The organism is Psychrobacter sp. APC 3279, from assembly GCF_030407795.1.
In the GTDB taxonomy this organism is placed as follows: domain Bacteria; phylum Pseudomonadota; class Gammaproteobacteria; order Pseudomonadales; family Moraxellaceae; genus Psychrobacter.
Genome location: NZ_JASDCR010000021.1, coordinates 24,051 through 41,417 on the forward strand (window position 1 = coordinate 24,051; position 17,367 = coordinate 41,417).

The following is a 17,367-nucleotide window of genomic DNA, read 5'->3' on the forward strand; positions in this document are numbered from 1 at the left end:
CTATAGCAGCCTCTAATTAGTTTTTGCTATCTTGTTCTAATAAATAATAATTAAAAGTATGCGCCCATATGACAGACCTTAGCGATCCAACTAATATCATTGACTTGTCTACACAACCGAATTTATTTGATGAATATTCAGATGAGCTGCCTTTATCTGCTGTGCCTGAACGTAAAAATGATGTCATACCGGCAGTTGATGTTGATCTGACGGGTAAACACCTGATTGAAGCCTCAGCGGGCACGGGCAAAACTTGGACGCTGACCGGTATTGTACTGCGCCTACTGATCGAAGCGCGACGCGCGCCAGAGCAAATCATCGCTACGACTTTTACACGGGCCGCCGCTGCCGAAATGCGTCAGCGTATTCATGATCGTTTGGTGGATTTCTATCAGTTATTACAATGGGTCAATAGCCTAAGTGCTGATACTAGCAATAAAGAGAGTCTCTATCCCAACATACTACAGGTTATGCCTGAGGGTAATAAAGACGCACAAGCAGGCAATGATTCAAGTACTGATACAAACGTTGAAATAGATATTAACGAGTTAAATCAAGACCTTGCTACTGATAAGCAAGTGGCGGCTGAGAAACGTCAACAAGCAAAAAAAGACCGTGAAGATTGGTTGGTTAATCAGGCCAAATATGTGCGTTTAGAGGGCATCATGCAAGATCCTATTAACTTGCATCTTATCGGTTATTTGCTGGATCACGTGTACAGTTACCCAATGGCGGAAGCTATCAGGCGTACGGCACTGGTACTAACCACATTGGATAAGCTATTTGTAGGCACGCTCGATAGCTTGGCGCAAAAATGGTTGACGGAGTACAGCAGCGAGACTGGTCACCAGCAGGGTATGGGGATTATTGAAGACAGCAGTATTGAACAAGTTACCGATAGCATTGTTCATGATGAGCTACGTCAGTTTCAGAGCCGCTTATACTATGAGCAGCCCAAACTCTATGCGCTAATGGATCAGCAAGGTAAGCTGACTGCAGTGGGCGATCATAAGAAATATGTGACTCGCTCGCTTAATTTTATCTCTGCGCCGATTGATGAGATAAGGATTGAGAAAAGCTTTGACTTTGATGCATACGAAAAGCTAATTAATGAGTTTTCTCAGTTAGATTTAGTAGATATCCAGCCTTATTTGAATCCTGAATATAGAAAGTCTCAAGGGTTTCGTGGTGGTTCTAATTTAACCAAACAGTTTAATGCCATTATTGATGTACATCAAAAGATATCGCAGTATCAGATGACATTTAATAGCTATTTGAATGAGAGCGAGAATAAGATTCTGACATCGTTGCAGGATTCTAGATATCCCGATGAAGATGGCAAAATCAAGAACTTTAATAAGAATAAAGAGAAAGAGCATCAGACGCTTTTTGAGTTAGAAACCATTAGTAAGTTAATGTCTATTTTAGACATGCTTGATAGTTTAAATCAGCATATTTTGTTGGTATTGGCCAATCTTAACCGTCATATTGTGCTGGCTGTGCGCAATAGGCTGCCAGTCATTTTAGAAGAGCGCGGCGAGACGACCTTTAGTTTGCAGATGGTACGTTTAAACCAAGCATTAACTGGTCGTCAAGGAGATAAGCTGGCGCGTTATATTCGTCATCACTATCCTGTGGCGTTGATTGATGAGTCGCAAGATATCAATGGCGAGCAAGCCATTATGATTGAAAGCATTTATTTGCCAAAAAATAAGCGTAAACAGTCGGACAGTGACAAGCAATTAACCACTAAGAAAGCCAATCATGAATTTCTGCTATTGGTTGGTGATCCCAAACAGGCTATTTATGGGTTTCGTGGTGGCGATGTGGCCAACTATAACTACATGAAGTCCCAGTTTGATAAAAGCGCCCTTTGGACACTTGACATCAATCGCCGCTCAAATGCCGGTGTGATTAATGCATTAAACTGTTGGTTTGGTATGGCGAGTGCAACAATTACTGAGAACAAACTGTCGCAATTGGGTGCTGGTATTCATTACCAACATATCAAAGCGGCAAAACCAGAATATGAGCTGTCTTGGTTTAATGCGTCCGATAGACTGGATGATGTACTGGTGACAGAAGTGCTTTCTGCTCAGCCAGTGAGCTTATTACACTTACCTTATGACAAGGACAAAGAGTTTGATTACGACGAGCATGAAATCACAGCTCGCCATATAGCCACTTTGCTTAGTAGTGGTCAGACACTTAAAGGTAAGCCGATACAGCCCAGTGATATTGGGGTGCTGGCACGTGCCAAAAAAGATCTGAAAAGGGTCGAAGATGAGCTGGTAAAACTTAATGTACCGACCTTGACTACCAGTGATGTCAGCATCTTTGAGACTATTATGGCAGAAGATGTGGCGGCGCTACTAAGTGCCGTGCTATACCCGTATCGTCATGACATGATTAATCGGGTGTTGACCAGTCACCTATATGGACTGAGTATTAAAAACATCAAAGCCATGATGACGGACCATGAGTCAGGCGTTACTGAGGGCAGCAGTACGCCAAGCGCCCATTCAAACCATTCTAATTCGAAAGTCTTCTTAACTAACGAAGCTACTGATACTAAAAAGAGCTATCAAGACTTTATTACCTATCTAAAAGAAGGTGCACAGCGTTGGCAGCACTTTGGCATATTATCGGCGCTACATTATTTATTAGATAAAAGCCCTATGCAGCCGCAAGGCGTTTGGCAGGCCCTAGCTGCTCATCCAGAAGGTGATCGTCATATTATGGATTTGCGTCATGTGATGGACATTTTGGCGCAGTATGGTCTAGGTATGGGTGAGTATGAGTTGCTGGCGTGGTTCAGGCAGCAGATAGATGCAGCGCCTAATAGTGATTGGGCTAAGCAATATCCGCTACCGACAGAGTCTGGTGTGCAATTGATGACTATTCATAAGTCAAAGGGGCTTGAGTTCCCTATTGTCTATGTATTGGGAATGGGTGATGCCAGTAGGAAGTCTGGTAATAAAGAAGACTATGGGCTGTATCTATATAACGCGCAACAAGCGCCTTCAGCATTAGTGCAGCAGTCGATAGACAGTCAATCAATGGGAAATCAGCGCCGTTTCTCACCATTGCAAGGCTCTGCTACGGATGAGGGTTACTACACCGATATCGAGACACAAGAAGGTTTTGATGAGATAAGGCGGCTTGGCTATGTGGCATTTACTCGAGCCAGTGAGCAGCTTTATGTTGTGCTGCGAGATCCGAGTAACAAGACAGGATTTGAGCTAAAGCCAGTGTTCTATTGGTTTGAATCGCCAGAAGCAAAGTTTGAGCTGCCGGATAGGCTCAAAGGTACCATAGGCATGCTTAGAGGTCATAAGGTTAATGAGTTCTATGACAATAATTACGCAAGCAATGGTGCTAGCTCAGCAGGTATAAATGACAATGTTCAGATGGCTGCTACCAAGTCAAATGCTCATAAGCCTACGACAGAGGCTATTGAATACGCGCCCTTTGCCGAGATTATGAAAACCAATTATTTTTATGGTTGGGCTAAGACCAGTTTTACCGCTTTGGCACGTCAGCTAGATGAATCTACACAAGCAATGGCGATAGTGGATGAGCGTATTGATGATGCGATAGACATTGATATGACAGAGTCTTCTGTTTCAGACCTCTCTTCACTGAATAGTAAAGAGTCTCTCGAACAAGACAGTGAGCTAAGCCTCAAGTCAGAAGATGATATCCGCTTTACCTTTGTAAAAGGTGCTAATGCCGGTACGTTTTTGCATGAGATATTTGAACAAATCGATTTCACCAATAAAGCCCAGTGGCATCAGGTTATTGATAGAGCGATTAATAGCTATCAGTTGCCGCTGATATATAGCAGTGCTGAGCAGCAGAGCCGCAGATCACAAGGTAAGAAACAAAGAGATAGTGATGGGTTTGATCTTGAGTCAATAGATACAAGCAAGCATGAGGCATTAGTTAATTGGATTGAAGATGTGCTGCATGCGCCACTGTTAGCTTCTAATCAACCCTTGATTGCTCTTGATAAAGGTAAGCGATTTGCCGAGTTAGAGTTCAACATGGGATTGTCAGAGAATTTTAAAGCACAGGATATTAGTAAGCTTTTCCAACAGTGTTTACCTGATGAAACAGATAAACACGTCACTCTAGTCCCACAAAACAAAGCACATCTGTATCGTTATTTGCGTGGTGAGATTGACTTGGTGTACGAGCATGCTGGCAAGTATTATGTGGTCGATTATAAGAGTAACTTTCTAGGAAATAGCCTAAGCGATTACGATGAAGATACCCTCAAGAAAGCAATGTCTAAAGCGGGGTACTGGCTACAAGCAGCAATCTATCAGGTAGCATTGCATCGGTTCCTTGCTATGAGAATCAGTGATTATACGGGTAATGAAGATAAGTACTTAGGCGCTGTAGAGTACGTGTTTTTACGCGGTGTGTATGACCCGAATGCTCAAGCAGCTACTATGCCTACATCGCAAGATAGGGCTCAGTCTAACCACGATAGCTTGAGCGATAAAAGTTGTTATGGACTGGTTACTTGGGATATTCCCATCGCCTTTATTAAAGGTTTAGATGCATTGTTTGGCCTGCCGGACTAATAAACCTTGTATAGCAACTAGGTAGATAACAATTGTTATAGCAGTTAATCAGATTAAAAAGAGATAAATATACGATGAGTAATAATAACAATAAGAGCAAATCAGCCATTAGTTTACAAGAGAGCTGGGCAAGTAATCTCAGTGATTATATTTTGCTGCGCCGTCAGCAAACACAGGTAGCATATGACGCGGCAGATGCAAAGACAAACGATGAAAATAGAAGAGTCGATAAGTCAAAAGATAGCGATTTATTTACGGCTTTATTCGTTATTTTAGCGGCTCATTTGGAAGAAGGGCATACTGTATTAACCATTAATGCAGCCGATCATGAAGCTCCCATGCAAGGTCAGATTAATGGGGAAGTGGTCACGTTATATGCATGGCAGCAGCAATTATTGGAGATACTGGCAACACCAATTTTTGCGCTGATTGATACTCAGATAAACACGCAACTAGACGATGACACTACAACGGAGACATCGCTATTTGTATTACTAGATACTTTGTTTGGTCAGCGAGATTATTTGTGGGCGCAGCTAGCACTGAGTAACCATGAAAAAGAGACGTTGATCAAACGTTTTGATGCGATAACTACGTTATATCATCGCTTGAAAAATAGCGACTTAAATACTTTCGTTCATTCAATCCATGAGCATGCTTTATTTGCTAATGTTAATGCGAACACTAATTGTAACAACAATCAAAATAGCCTAAGCAAAGATAATCAACCAATTATTTATAACATAAATAAAAATAAGGAGACCCAAGGTTCGAAAATCACATTTTGGCTACACCGCACATGGCAAGCAGAATTTAACTTAGCGCAGCATATCAATCATATTTTGAATCAGCAGATAGTGCCTTTAGACATTGCTATGCCTGAGAACTTAAATGACCAACAGATAGCCGCTATCAATGTGGCTAACAATAATGCATTTAGTATCATTACTGGTGGCCCAGGTACAGGTAAAACCTATACCGTTGCTCAGTTAGTTATCGCGTTACAACAGGCGACAGAGAGTAGGGGAGATGAGTCTGAACATATTAGGTTTAGTACAGACAGTGCTAGTCTAGCATTAGCAGCACCAACGGGTAAGGCGGCCCAGCGTATGCAGGAGTCTCTACAGGCGGCTTTAGACGACGCAAATGTAGAACTACAGTTGCAAGAGGCAAAAACCATCCATCGTCTACTAGGTATCGGTCGAACGGGTAGACCGCGTTATGATGCAAACAATCCACTGGGTGAAGATATTATCATCGTTGATGAAGCATCTATGCTCGGAGTTGAGTTGGCTAACTATCTTGTGAGCGCGGTAAAGCCAGGTGCAAGGCTGATATTATTAGGTGATGCGAACCAGTTAGCAGCCGTCGATGCAGGAGCAGTCTTGGCTGATCTATGCCGTATTCCACTATTGCAACCCATACATGCAGAGCTAACAGAGAGTCGCCGATTTAGCGCCGAGTCAGGTATCGGTAAACTGGCCACTCAAATCAATAAAGCAGAGACAAGTCTTCAAGCTATTTGGCAATTATTAAGGCAAGACGCTGCTTTGAGTTTTCAATATGTTAATACGTTACAAGCAGAGTCCATATCAAATAATGAGATAAAAAATAGCCTAAGCAAAGAAAAAATTATTTCAAAGGTATCCAATAATTACCAGTCATACGTAGATAAAATTAGAAATTTACTAGGGAATCCAGTAGAAAAATCCGTGCCAGAATCAGTTAAAAATACTACCACTTCGTTAATGGAAGTATTTAATCAATTTAGAATCTTAACTGCTGGCCATAATGGTGAGTGGGGCGACCACTATATCAATAACTATCTTACTCAATGGCATCTTGCTGAGTTAAAGTTACCATTGGGTCAAAACACATGGTTCCATGGACGTCCTGTTATGGTGCTACAAAATAACTACGAGCTTGGGCTATTTAATGGGGATATTGGTTTCTGCTTACAAACACCAGATGAAAGAAGCCAATTAGAGGTATTCTTTGAAAATAAGACACAAGGGATAGCTGTTAATTTGCTAAATGAAGAGGTGATAGCCACAGCGTATGCAATGACTATTCATAAGTCACAAGGATCTGAATTTGATCATGTTGCTATTACTTTTGATAACAGCCATGCAAGGTTGCTGAGCAAAGAGCTTATCTATACGGCAGTGACTCGTGCTAAGAAGCAGGTAACGATATATAGTACCAAGCACGCTTTAGAAAAAGCAGTTCAAACACCGACTGAGCGCCATACTGGTTTGGCATTACAGTTTTAACAATTCATTCAAGTTGTTGTCGGCGCAATAAGTCAGCGCAATAAAAAAGCATCCAATTTGGATGCTTTTTTAGGATTTAACTATTTTAATCAATTAAGTCTAGAATTAAACTTTGTCTTCTTTGATTGCATAGATACCTGGCAGGTGACGCAAGTAACCATGGAAATCCATACCACAGCCATAGACATAACGATCTGCGACATTAATACCGACGAAATCAACATCAAAATCGGCAACTTTGCGGTCATGCTGCTTGTTTAGTAGCACACAAGACTCGAGAGATAATGGTTTTTCTTTATTTAGCTCTTCGACAACAGCCTTTAGAGTGATGCCTTCATCAAAAATATCATCAATCAACAGCACGTGCTCGCCTTCGATACTCACATCAGGCTTGAATTTCCAATCAAGATCGTTAGTACCTTCATTGTCACGATAGCGTGTCGCATGGATATAATGCATGCGATGATAGAAGGTAAGATGCGTCAATAGTTGACCAGCTGGAATTAATCCACCGTTCATAACAACCATCACAATTGGGTTCAGACCAGCGTAGTGTAGGTTAAGCTGAGCAGCCAAACGCTCATAAGCAGCCGCTACTTCTATACTGCTGATCAGGCACTCTGAGTTACGTAATGTTTTTTCGATTTCTTGATTGCTGATTTGGGTCATCGGGCGCACCTTTGGTGAAAAATGCCAAGTATTTTAACAAGTTTTGGTAAATTTTCCCAATGTTATATGACCATTTGGTCAAAATTTAGCAATTACTCTGGTTTTTCAATGATAAATGGACGGTAATAATTCGCCAAACGATTGAGTGAGTCATTTGGTAGATCAGGTAGTAGCTTATTAAGCGCCATATTCATCCCTTTATCAATCGCAGACTTGGCGACTGGCACTGATTTGCGTTTGATCATACCTAGTTTTAACGTTTCAGCGTAGCGGCTGACGAAGTGGGTCAGTGTTTCTTCGTTCATGGTTTCGAGCGCTGTTTTAAACTTGGCTCTATCTACGTGCTCTGGTGTGATAGCAGCAAAGCCTTCGACGATAGTTCTAGCATCTGTTTCTGACAGTTTAAAGCCAATACGTTTTACGCCTTCATTATCAATAAAAGTTGCCTGGTCTTTTAGAAAGTGAAAGCTTGGAAGCACTTCTTCGTTACTTTCTTTACCAAGTAAGATATTAAGCAGGGTATCGGTTGAGCGCTCTATCATGGTGACGATTTTACGCATCGCGGCTTGGCGTTCAGGGTTAGGAATAATCTCTACCAAACCAACTAATAAATTGTCCGTTAGATCACGAGCTGTCTGATGAGTGAGCGCGTCTCGGTAAGGGTAATAATCTACTTGCTCATTTGAAGCAACGACTTGTTCGGCCTCGCTGATTAATACTTTTAATTTATCTGAAGGTACGAATCCAAAATAATGTGCCATTGTGCTTCCTTTATTTGTTGTTTTTCATGTCTTACTTGCGTTACATTTGTCGTGAAATCGGTTACCATTTAACCAGAATTTGAAACAAAGATTCACCACGCCATATGCTATTTAGTGACGCACCATAATTGTACAATGTGAAAATTTGTTGGCTAATATTCATCTCACATGATTTTTACAATTTATTCGGTGACAGGTTATATGAATGACTCGCTGCACACTAATTTAGCATATTTTTTATATTTTGATTTAAAAAGCTTGAACTTATAAGACTACCTACTACTTGTCTAGGGAGAGATAAGATGAATAGTGCTATTGTACTGATATTCGGCGTTGCTGCTATGCTTTGTGGCTACGTGTTTTACTCAAAATTCATTGCTACCAAAATTTTAGCATTGGATAACAGTCGTCCCACGCCAGCGCATACGATGAAAGATGGGGTCGATTATGTTCCTACCAATAAATATGTACTATGGGGACATCACTTTACCTCGGTGGCAGGCGCTGCACCGATTATTGGTCCCGCAATTGCGGTTATTTGGGGCTGGGTACCTGCCATCATTTGGGTGGTGCTCGGTACGATTTTTATGGCGGGTGTACATGATATGTCGGCCATTTGGGCAAGTATGCGCAATAGGGGGCAGTCAATTGGCTCTATTGCGGGTACGGTCATGGGCACACGTGTCCGCAGTTTGATGATGGTTGTGATTTTTTTATTACTATTGATGGTCAATGCGGTGTTTGGTGTTGCTATCGCTAATATGATGATCAAAACACCATCTGCTGTATTGCCTGTTTGGGGCGCCTTGGTGGTTGCCTTTATCATCGGTCAGTGTATTTATCGCTACAAGATGAATTTGGTTTGGGTATCTATTATCGGGGTAAGCGCTTTATATGGGCTGATCTATCTTGGCCCTATGTTCCCGATTGTGTTACCTGAGACCGTAATGGGCTTACCTGATAACGCTGTATGGATTCTTATTTTATTCGCCTATGCGGCGATTGCGTCGTTGTTGCCCGTATGGATGCTGCTTCAACCTCGCGATTATATTAATGGTTTGCAGCTATTCGTTGGTTTGATTTTACTATACGCAGCCATCTTTATCGGCACGCCAAATATTGTCGCACCAGCAATAAACACAGCACTGCCAGTTGGCACGCCATCACTGATGCCGCTGTTGTTTGTGACGATTGCTTGTGGGGCGATATCAGGATTCCACGGATTGGTCGCGACAGGGACGACGTCTAAGCAGATTGATAAAGAAGAAGACGCGCGTTTCGTTGGTTATTTTGGTGCGCTAGGCGAAGGTATGCTGGCACTCGGCGCAATTCTAGCGGCAACCGCAGGTTTTGCTACCCTTGGTGATTGGCAAGCGGTCTATCAAAAATTTGGCGACGGTTCTATCGGCGCCTTTATTGATGGTGGTGCGACCATATTAAACGCAGGTGTTGGCATCGATATGGTACTATCACAGACGATGCTTACGGTCATGGCGGCATTATTTGCAGGTACGACCATGGATACTGGCGTACGCTTACAACGTTATATTTTCCAAGAGTTTGGCGAGTTTTATAATTTACCAATACTGAATAAAAGCGTCGTGGCAACATTACTTGCTGTCGGCAGCTGCTTGCTATTAGCATTCGGTGCCGGTGGTATTGATGGTGCTGGTGGTATGATTATCTGGCCACTATTTGGTACGACTAACCAGTTAATGGCGGCATTAACACTAATGATCGTAACGGTTATCTTGTTACGTAAAGGCAAACCAGTTTGGTACACTTTAGCGCCATTGACATTCCTGCTGGTTATGACCGTTTTCGCACTACTCATTCAGCTCAAAACCTTCTTCACTGATGGCAATTGGCTGCTTATCATTATGGATGTCATTATCTTGATAGCAACTATCTTAGTGACGTTTGAGAGTCTGTCTGTGTTGCGTAAAGAGTGGTCGATACATAAAGGCAAAAGCGATAACATTTAGACGCTAAACCATACTAAATATTTATCAACTCAAAAACGCTGGCAGCAATTGCTGGCGTTTTTTGTATCATATAGGCATGATAGATCATAAGAATTAAGTAAAATACGAGCACATTATGGAAAATGAAAACACATCAAATAATATAGTAAACGTTCAACCATTAGAGGACACTCAACCATGGTGGCAACGGTTTAAGAATGGATTAAATGAATTTTATCATGCGCCTTATCGTCAGACGATGGCACGCGCGGCACGTGATGAAGAAGATTTTTTTATGTTGCTCATGTTTGCTGAGAGCTTGGGTATTGATAATCCCGCCAGCTTTTATACATTAGAGTTGCAACCTCTATTTTTAGAGAACTTTCATGAGTGGCATACACGTATGGGAATGGATAGATGTCCATTTGACCACGTTGGGTGCTGCTAACCGTAGTGGATTGACTATATAAAAAAGTAGCTAAGCATTTATTAGATAATGAGACAAAATACGAGATAACAGTATGGCATTACACCCTTTACATGGATTGGTAGAGCAGTTAGAGACACAACCGATTATATTTATCGGCGGCAAAGGTGGTGTAGGGAAGACCACCACGGCAGCAGCTCTAGCCAGCTACTATGCAAGCCAGCAGCAAAAAACCTTAATTGTCTCAACCGATCCGGCACATAGTTTGGGTGATGTATTGAATATACGACTCAATAATGAGAAAACGGTGATATCACCTTATCTAGATGCGATTGAGTTAAATCCTGACGTAATTGTCGATGAACATTTTGCTCAAGTCGAACGTACGATTAAAGCTTATGCCAACCCAGATATGATGCCAAAAATTCGTGAGCATCTGAGGCTATCTAAGTCGGCACCTGGCGCTCAAGAAGCCGCGATGCTCGAATCTATGTGCCACCATTTAGTCGAAGCGGCAGATGCCGGGTATGAACACATCATCTTTGATACCGCACCGACAGGTCATACTTTGCGATTATTGGTATTACCAGAAATGATGGGGGCGTGGACGGATGGGCTGCTTGCACAGCAGCGACGGCAGGCCAAACTACGTTCGGTGGCGACGCATTTGGACAGTCACAATCAGAAACAGAGCACGCAACAGAGCACGCAAAAGAACGACGTGGCCAATCCATTTGCAGCAAAAAAATCAGATCGCTGGGAGCAAGCCGTATCCGTATTAGAAAAGCGCAAGCAACTGTTCCGTCAAGCAGGGTTGCTACTACATGACCGTACACAAACAGCGATTGTGTTGGTGATGACCGCTGATGTTTTACCATTGGCTGAGACCAAGCGCGCTATCGAGCAATTGGAAGAGAGTAAGCTCATGCCAGCAGCAATCATCATTAATCAATTGATATCAACCACACAGTCGGATGAGTTTTGGCGACGCCGTGCTGAGCGTCAGCAACATCTGCTGCAGGATATCGAGCAAAGCTTTACCAAGTACCCGCTGTATCCGATCTATCTGCAACAGACAGATGTACGCGGCACAGACGCATTGAGTGCGTTGTTGAGTGTATAAAGCGCATAGATAGTTCGCTAATAATTTATGACTCACGCTTATACGACTGTAACTTACCTGACAGCGACCATGCCATGTCTGTGCGTAATAACTGTGCTTGTTCGGACTTGCCGCTGCTAAGCGACGACCATTGCGGTTTACCACGCGCTTTTTTGAGCTCACTTGGTAATTTATGTGCTGGCCATACAGTAATTGGATTGTTGTCTTCATCTGCATGATCACTGTCGTCAGTTAACGACGTTCCAAGACTACTGCCCTTATACAATAACTGAGTGGCATCTGTAGCAGCATGACCACGATGACGTAATGCCGTAAGTAAGTCTAATGCTCGCGTGGCTAATAGCGTCAACGTAGCAGGATCGATATATAAGCGTTTTACCCCAGTAATCCTATCGGCAATACTGCTGGTATTCGATAGCAACCCTCCTGCGATCCCACCTATTGCGGCACCCAATCCCAGTGTAGTACCTAGGGCTGCTGCATCGATACCTAATCCTAGAAGCGCACCTGCTGCTGCACCAGAAGTGGTACGAATGCCGTAGCTTTTGAGAAGTTCAGGGTCGAAAGGGTCTTGTTGATAGGCTTGTAGTTCAAGCGGTGTTGCTGCAACCGCATTGTCATAAAACTTATAAAGGTTAAGTAAGTTGTGCTGCATCGCACGCTCACTTTGCCTGACCGCTTCTTGCATTTGCTGTAGTACAGGAAGTGGGTCGTCATCTTCATTGATCTCGCGCACAAAGGCAGCAACATTCAATAAAAAATCAGCGATGATGATATTAGCCTCATCATACAGCTGAGCCCAGTCTTCCGTTCGACGTTGCATCAACTGCTCAAGCATCTCAGAGTGGGTGAGCATAGTGGCTAGGTTTTTCCATAGGCGCATCTCATCTTCAAACTCAAACGCGACCGAATCGAAACGCGTTGAAATATGCAGATTGCGTCTTGCCAGCATCGTTTGCCAGTCGTCGATATTGGCATTCTGGCTGTCTGTAAAATTAAAAACAGGCATCACAGGAATCGCAGCCCAAGATAAAATCGCTAGCTCATCTTTATATTTACCCAATACAGGCTCACGAGCATCTACCACGTAAATGGCCATATCACTTGTCAGCAGCTGACGAATGACTTTGGCTTCTTGGCTATAATCATAGGGCAAGTCATAACTGTCTGCACCTTGAGCGACATCCGCCGCCAAAAACTGTTGCAGACGTTCAATACCATCACGGCGACTGGCAGTATTATCCTCTAGCCAGTCCATAAGCCCTGAAGCATCTTCCAGACCAGGTGTGTCGTATAATGCCACTAGCACCTCACCAGTGCGACTGTCTGTCAGCTGTGCTTGCTCGACGTGACGTGTGGTTGCAGCTTCGTTTTTGACTTCGCCAAAATATACGTCTCGCAATAACGTGCGCAATATAGAGGTTTTGCCCGTATTGGTATGACCGACGACCGCCAATTTAAGCGGTTCACCACTGGCAATCGTTTTCTTTTTCATCTTTGACGCTGGTGCTGTCGTTGCTGATGCTTCGGTTGATACAGGTTGATTGTCCTGAATAGCTATTGACTGAGCTACTGTAGGTTTTAAAGTATTGTCTGAAGGAGTACTTGAGACATCAGGGGTCGGCTCATAAGCTTTGTCCGCAAAAAGACTTTCAGGCTTATTATTCTCATGATTATTGTTATTTTCATTATTCATAGTAACTTCTTATATTTATTGATGGCAAAAACACACAGTAGCCATTTATTGTAAAACAAATCTGATTGGGTATCGGTTATGAATGCGTATTGTCATATCACAAATCGTAGTCCACGCATTTATAATCAGGCTCTAGTCGGTTCAATATATTTTGGATACAAGGAAGACGAGTGAAAGCACTACAAATAGTAGGCTAAGCGAGACTGACACCGTATCCAATGTATAGAGAATTGACTATATTAGACAGCACTTGGTGGACGCAGCAGCACCTTTAGCTTTCTCTTGAACCCTTTGGCACGAAAGAACCGCTGCCACATACGGTAAAAGACACCAAATATCAGGCTAACAATATTGTCGTGGCTGGTTTCACCAACGGCACCATATTTGACGGGGTTATTGACCGTATCTTCTTCTACATAAGTGCCGAACCAGCGATCAAAAATAATGAGAACGCCGCCGTAATTTTGGTCAATATATTCGTTATTGGTGCCATGATGGGCACGGTGATTGGATGGGGTATCAAAGACATACTCAACCCATTTTGGAAATTTTCCTACGGTTTCGGTATGAATAAAGAATTGATAAATCAAATCTAAAGCATAAAAGAAAAATACCCAGACTGGATGAACCCCTAGCATCATCAGCGGAACAAAAAACAACCACCAACCCGTTACAGAGTACAGCAGGCTTTGACGCATGGCGGTGGACAGATTCATATGGTCATCTGAATGATGCACGACATGCGCTGACCAAAACCAATTCATACGGTGTGACGCGCGATGGAACCAATAATAGCTGAACTCAACCGCGACGAATATAGGGATGGCGGTAAGCCATGTCACCTCAATAGTAAATAAGCGATATTGATATAACCATAAGCAGATAGGTATGACGATAAGCGCTTGGACAATCAATTCAAACCCTAAATAAGAGCCGCCTAAGCTAAAATTGGTTATCGCACGGAGCCAACTAAAGCTTTTACTATTGCCGCGCTTGGACTGATAGAGCCATTCTGCCAAAAATAACAAGAAAAATGGACCGCCAGCCAGCGGAAGCAGCCACTCTTGCCAATACGCGGGCATAATGCTCGCCAGCATTGGCTGCCATGACTCTGGCGCAGCCGTTAAGATACTTTGGTTTAACGCCTCTCGGTAACCATCCAATAGTTGACCATACTGATCTAGGGTCATAAGGGAATTGTCTGCTGCCATCTTGGGCTCCTAGCCACTATAAAACATCCTTGTTATCTTAATATGACGTCACAGCTATTAAACTGTTATATCAATAAGTCTTTAAGATTGCCTGAGGTTATAGACCTATAATATTTATTTATTGTATATCATACCAGTCATAATGATAAGTTCATATATGAACAACAGATTGAAAGTAATAGATTAAAAATTAGAATGTATTAAGTATCTATATCAACTAAGCCAATTTTTCGTGCAGAAAGCGCCGTTTGCCACTGTTGATAGCGAACCGCTTGTTTGTCTAATGGCTCATCATCGGTACGAGCGTCAGTCAATTCCGCAGAAACGCTGTTATCTCCCAGCAGTTGTACGATAAGCCCATCTTTTGCGTGAGCAGCGATTTGATCGAGTTTGCGTAGCGTACCGCGGTCGGGCAGTGCATTGCTATGAATGCCAAGTAAAACTTGCACCGGATGCGCATCTAGATAGTTTTTAAGCCGTGTCATATCATCACGATCATCAACGATACCAAAATTCTCAACTTCGCTTGAGTGTTCAAGACTATGTTTGTCAAAATCATGATGGCTGCTATCTAACCCTGACTGCCACCAGTTGTCCTGATCTGCAGGGTATTCAAGCAGCGCAACTAACTTCTTGCCCGCACTGACCGTCGCTTTTGGGGCGATAGGGGCTAGCGCTTCTATAAAGTCATCAGCATCCACCACGTGCCGCTGCCAGAAGTTTAGGATTTTTTGATAATAGGGCTGTTTGATATCCAAACGCATTTTTTTGCGGCGGAACATCAATGCACAGAACGCCCATGCTATCGCTCGAGGTACAATGCCGTACATTAGCAAGCTACCAACTAGTAACCCTGCCCATTGCCTTGCAACAGACAGCGGCATGGCTTCTGTCACAAGCCTGCTCTGTGCGATCGCTGTACTGTCTGGCACACCAAATCCCACCATACTAGGTAGCCAGCCTAATACTTGAGTCAAGCTCACAAGCGCTTGATCAGAGAGTAAGGTTGACTCCCAGCTAAAGCTATACTGACGTACAACCAGCAAAAATATAATCGCAAGCAGCATACCGGTCAAGGTAGCCAGCCACAACTGATGGCTAAATCTACCCAAATACCAACGCATACCGCTGTGCTGCAACTGGCGTTCATACAGATCGACGGCCGCTTTGGTCACATCGTCCTTACCACGTATGAGATAACTTGGACTGACAAAGCTCGCAAACCAACTGGGCGATTGTTGATCTCGATTGATAAGGGTCATGACAAGCCAGCCACCAAGCATAATGGTATGAAAACCAAGCAAACAGACCAACACATAAAAGAAATTCACAACATTAGACTGCAATAGCGTGAACAGTCCCAAAAACCCTGAGATACACCACACCACGCTCATAACGATCATGATGCCCTTTATACGACCATCAATCTTGCCCAGTACACGTGCAAGCGCCCCGTTACTATCTATACGTGATGCTCGTCGATGCAGCTTTTGGATAGGCGTGCCATCCTCGCCCTGAAGCTTCTCCGTGATTAATAACGGATCAGTGGCAAAGACGTGCTGATCGGTCTCTAAGGCTCGTACCAGCTCGGTCAGTTGGTCTTGGGGTGATAGCATAATGCGATAATATCCGTATGAAAGCGTCAATATAAGAAATAGCAACCCGAAAACAGGCGTTTTAATCGTTATAGATTATTGTAGCGTATATAGAATGAGGATGACTTGTATTATTTCTATCATAGTAAACCCTTATAAAATCAGCCAAAATAAATATATAAAACCAAATCGTGTCAAAGAGCGTATTAAAGAGACATATCAAAGAAAAAGGAAGGTGCCATATGAATAGCGAAATGAATAATAAAACCTATCTTATCATCGGCGGAACAGGTGGTATTGGTCAGGCCATGGTGCAGCAGCTAATACAGAAAACGACTGTGAGTCAGATGGACAGTCAATCTCATCAAAGCCATCGCACACAAGTATTTGCTACTTATCATCGAAATGGGCCAAACATTGAAGCAGAAAACCTGCACTGGCTACCAATGAATGTCAGTGATGAGGATAGTATTAAAAAAGCTGCCGATACCATCAAACAGACAGTCGGTCATGTGGATTGGGTAATCAACTGTGTAGGATTACTACATACAGAGACCGCGCAGCCAGAAAAGGCCTTGCGACAAATGGATACCGAGTTCTTTTTGCAAAATATGCAAATCAATGCGCTAGCAGGGTTGCTCATCGCCAAGCACATTAAGCCATTATTCGCCAAAGCTGAACGCAGCGCTGAGAATCCAGCGATTTTTGCGACCATATCAGCCCGTGTTGGCAGTATTACTGACAATCAGCTCGGCGGTTGGTATAGCTATAGAATGAGTAAGGCGGCGCTCAATATGGGCATGAAAAATCTAAGTATCGAATGGGGTAGGTCACTAAAAGACGTCTGCGTGGTTGTCATGCAACCAGGCACTGTAGACACCCAACTCTCCGCACCGTTCCAAGGCAATGTCGCTGAAGGACATCTGTTCTCACCAGCGTATAGCGCGGAGTGCTTATTAGATGTGCTATCAGGTATGACAGCCGCTCAATCAGGCAGCTTTGTCGATTGGGCGGGAGAGTCCATACCTTGGTAGTAGGTATATTAACTAAATAAGA

11 protein-coding genes are annotated in these 17,367 nt (G+C 43.1%); 6 read left to right on the forward strand and 5 right to left on the reverse strand.

Going from position 1 to position 17,367, the window contains the following annotated elements; genetic code table 11:
* The first annotated feature begins 68 nt into the window (after positions 1 to 68).
* Together QL898_RS11470 and recD are read left to right on the forward strand one after the other, a co-directional pair.
* Entirely contained in the window at positions 69 to 4,592 is a 4,524-nt protein-coding gene (locus QL898_RS11470) for a UvrD-helicase domain-containing protein (RefSeq protein ID WP_290176902.1), read from the forward strand.
* A gap of 74 nt (positions 4,593 to 4,666) precedes the next feature.
* Positions 4,667 to 6,865 (forward strand): exodeoxyribonuclease V subunit alpha, encoded by a 2,199-nt coding sequence (recD, locus tag QL898_RS11475; protein WP_290176903.1) that lies wholly within the window; start codon positions 4,667 to 4,669, stop codon positions 6,863 to 6,865.
* A gap of 105 nt (positions 6,866 to 6,970) precedes the next feature.
* Here the strand turns inward: recD and QL898_RS11480 are convergent, their stop codons facing one another.
* Positions 6,971 to 7,534 carry a hypoxanthine-guanine phosphoribosyltransferase gene (locus QL898_RS11480; protein WP_290176904.1) on the reverse strand — a complete coding sequence of 188 codons (564 nt, stop codon included), beginning with the start codon at positions 7,532 to 7,534 and terminating at the stop codon, positions 6,971 to 6,973.
* Positions 7,535 to 7,626: 92 nt separating this feature from the next.
* Positions 7,627 to 8,295, reverse strand: a complete 669-nt coding sequence (locus QL898_RS11485; RefSeq protein ID WP_290176905.1) for a hypothetical protein — start codon at positions 8,293 to 8,295, stop codon at positions 7,627 to 7,629.
* A 302-nt stretch (positions 8,296 to 8,597) separates the two neighbouring features.
* Between QL898_RS11485 and QL898_RS11490 the strand changes: the two genes are divergently transcribed.
* The 3 genes from QL898_RS11490 (at position 8,598) to QL898_RS11500 (ending at position 11,809) form a co-directional block, all read left to right on the forward strand.
* A complete protein-coding gene (locus tag QL898_RS11490) occupies positions 8,598 to 10,280 on the forward strand; it encodes a carbon starvation protein A (protein ID WP_290176907.1) in 1,683 nt (560 codons plus the stop codon).
* A 115-nt stretch (positions 10,281 to 10,395) separates the two neighbouring features.
* Positions 10,396 to 10,707, forward strand: coding sequence for a cory-CC-star protein (locus QL898_RS11495; protein ID WP_201547091.1), 312 nt, complete (start codon positions 10,396 to 10,398; stop codon positions 10,705 to 10,707).
* 73 nt (positions 10,708 to 10,780) lie between these two features.
* Positions 10,781 to 11,809 carry an ArsA family ATPase gene (locus tag QL898_RS11500; RefSeq protein WP_290176908.1) on the forward strand — a complete coding sequence of 343 codons (1,029 nt, stop codon included), beginning with the start codon at positions 10,781 to 10,783 and terminating at the stop codon, positions 11,807 to 11,809.
* A gap of 25 nt (positions 11,810 to 11,834) precedes the next feature.
* On the opposite strand, the gene QL898_RS11505 is transcribed toward QL898_RS11500, so the two are convergent.
* The 3 genes from QL898_RS11505 to QL898_RS11515 form a co-directional block, all read right to left on the reverse strand.
* Positions 11,835 to 13,505: a DUF3482 domain-containing protein gene (locus QL898_RS11505; RefSeq protein WP_290176909.1), complete on the reverse strand. Its 1,671-nt coding sequence runs from the start codon at positions 13,503 to 13,505 to the stop codon at positions 11,835 to 11,837.
* A gap of 239 nt (positions 13,506 to 13,744) precedes the next feature.
* The gene (locus QL898_RS11510; protein WP_290176910.1) at positions 13,745 to 14,716 is read right to left on the reverse strand and encodes a sterol desaturase family protein; all 972 of its coding nucleotides are present in this window, start codon (positions 14,714 to 14,716) and stop codon (positions 13,745 to 13,747) included.
* A gap of 200 nt (positions 14,717 to 14,916) precedes the next feature.
* Entirely contained in the window at positions 14,917 to 16,332 is a 1,416-nt protein-coding gene (locus QL898_RS11515; protein ID WP_290176911.1) for a DUF2868 domain-containing protein, read from the reverse strand.
* A gap of 221 nt (positions 16,333 to 16,553) precedes the next feature.
* Here QL898_RS11515 and QL898_RS11520 point away from each other — a divergent pair, with 221 nt between their 5' ends.
* Complete coding sequence (locus QL898_RS11520) at positions 16,554 to 17,345, forward strand: SDR family oxidoreductase (protein WP_290176912.1); 792 nt, start codon at positions 16,554 to 16,556, stop codon at positions 17,343 to 17,345.
* Positions 17,346 to 17,367 lie beyond the last annotated feature (22 nt).

Excerpts from the sequence above, each read along its gene's own strand:
- QL898_RS11510 (WP_290176910.1), bottom strand. The coding sequence starts at position 14,716 with ATGGCAGCAGACAATTCCCTTATGACCCTAGATCAGTATGGTCAACTA.
- QL898_RS11490 (WP_290176907.1), top strand. The coding sequence starts at position 8,598 with ATGAATAGTGCTATTGTACTGATATTCGGCGTTGCTGCTATGCTTTGT.
- recD (WP_290176903.1), top strand. The coding sequence starts at position 4,667 with ATGAGTAATAATAACAATAAGAGCAAATCAGCCATTAGTTTACAAGAG.
- QL898_RS11500 (WP_290176908.1), top strand. The coding sequence starts at position 10,781 with ATGGCATTACACCCTTTACATGGATTGGTAGAGCAGTTAGAGACACAA.
- QL898_RS11515 (WP_290176911.1), bottom strand. The coding sequence starts at position 16,332 with ATGCTATCACCCCAAGACCAACTGACCGAGCTGGTACGAGCCTTAGAG.
- QL898_RS11520 (WP_290176912.1), top strand. The coding sequence starts at position 16,554 with ATGAATAGCGAAATGAATAATAAAACCTATCTTATCATCGGCGGAACA.
- QL898_RS11495 (WP_201547091.1), top strand. The coding sequence starts at position 10,396 with ATGGAAAATGAAAACACATCAAATAATATAGTAAACGTTCAACCATTA.
- QL898_RS11480 (WP_290176904.1), bottom strand. The coding sequence starts at position 7,534 with ATGACCCAAATCAGCAATCAAGAAATCGAAAAAACATTACGTAACTCA.
- QL898_RS11505 (WP_290176909.1), bottom strand. The coding sequence starts at position 13,505 with ATGAATAATGAAAATAACAATAATCATGAGAATAATAAGCCTGAAAGT.
- QL898_RS11485 (WP_290176905.1), bottom strand. The coding sequence starts at position 8,295 with ATGGCACATTATTTTGGATTCGTACCTTCAGATAAATTAAAAGTATTA.
- QL898_RS11470 (WP_290176902.1), top strand. The coding sequence starts at position 69 with ATGACAGACCTTAGCGATCCAACTAATATCATTGACTTGTCTACACAA.